The organism is Pseudomonas sp. P5_B2 (genome assembly GCF_056400445.1).
The window spans coordinates 1-1,013 of sequence record NZ_JBFULH010001096.1 but is presented as its reverse complement, the minus strand read 5'-3'; the positions used below and the strand labels follow the sequence as shown (position 1 = coordinate 1,013).

At 45.3% G+C, this 1,013-nt stretch carries 2 protein-coding genes; one reads left to right on the top strand and one right to left on the bottom strand.

Going from position 1 to position 1,013, the window contains the following annotated elements:
- On the top strand, positions 1–304 hold a 304-nt coding region (locus AC1DRJ_RS29430; protein ID WP_477805222.1), incomplete at its 5' end, for a hypothetical protein.
- 119 nt (positions 305–423) lie between these two features.
- Here the strand turns inward: AC1DRJ_RS29430 and AC1DRJ_RS29425 are convergent.
- Positions 424–1,013 (bottom strand): hypothetical protein (locus AC1DRJ_RS29425; RefSeq protein ID WP_477805221.1); only part of this gene is annotated, 590 nt, incomplete at its 5' end.

Below are 1,013 nucleotides of genomic sequence, written 5' to 3'. Positions count from 1 at the left end.
TGTGCAAATTGATCAGGCGTACCAGTCGATTCTGGCGCTGGAGGCGGGAGAGGGGTTGGTCAGCCAGATGATCGAACAGCTGTTTTGGCGCAAGTACCTGAAGAATCGAAATCGGCAAGCGTTTGGACTAAATGCTGCGACATTTTCTGAAAAATACAAAATATTGAACGAGCGAATCATGGCTGGCTCTACCTCGCAACGGGAGTATGAACGGGCAATCATCGAGTTGGCGGATAGACGTAAGGAACTTCTCAGGATATTAACCAGAAAAGCACTGGCGGGAGCGGAAATACATATTCTTTAGTGAGGGTGCGCTAAACCTGTATGTGTTTGGTTTTGTGTGTTTGGTTTTGTGTGTGTGGTGAGGATTTATGAAGTGGTAGAGCCGGGCGTTTGTTATACGTCACGGCTCTACTTTGAGTTTTACATTAGCTGGTTGGTTAAGGTTCTCCAGTTCGATAATTTTTCGTCGTTGTATCCTGTTTGAACTTCTGCCCTGACGTTGCCACCCTGGGCACTTCTCAAAATTCCTGTACAGTTAGTGCAGGCGAGGAAGGCGATTGCCGCCGGTACGTCTTGTATTTTGTCTGTCCATATTTTTACTATTTGCGGTTCTGAGTAGGTGTTTAATAGTGATGTCGTGTTTTTAACCAGGATTTCTGCATGGGCCGCGGGAAGTCCATCCGGATCAGGAATAAGAAAGTTGTTAGCTTTAAGGTGATCAAGAGTGGCATTCCAAGTGTCACTTGAAAGCAGCTCTGAAGTTTTTTCATATTGTACGTCTTTGAAGGTAATCGGTGTTTGTTCGTGTCCCCTGTATACAGCTACCGTGGATTTGTCTGGGGAGTAATAATCTTGATATTTGCTCTTCAGGTAAGTTTGGAGTTTTCCCGGGTCATCTACTTTAAATACTCGGTGACCAAGTTGGTTGGTCTCGTCATTTATGTGTAGTTTCAAGCCGGGGACTTTGCTAATGCCTGAGGGGTGAGCGATGTTGTGAAAACCTGTCATAA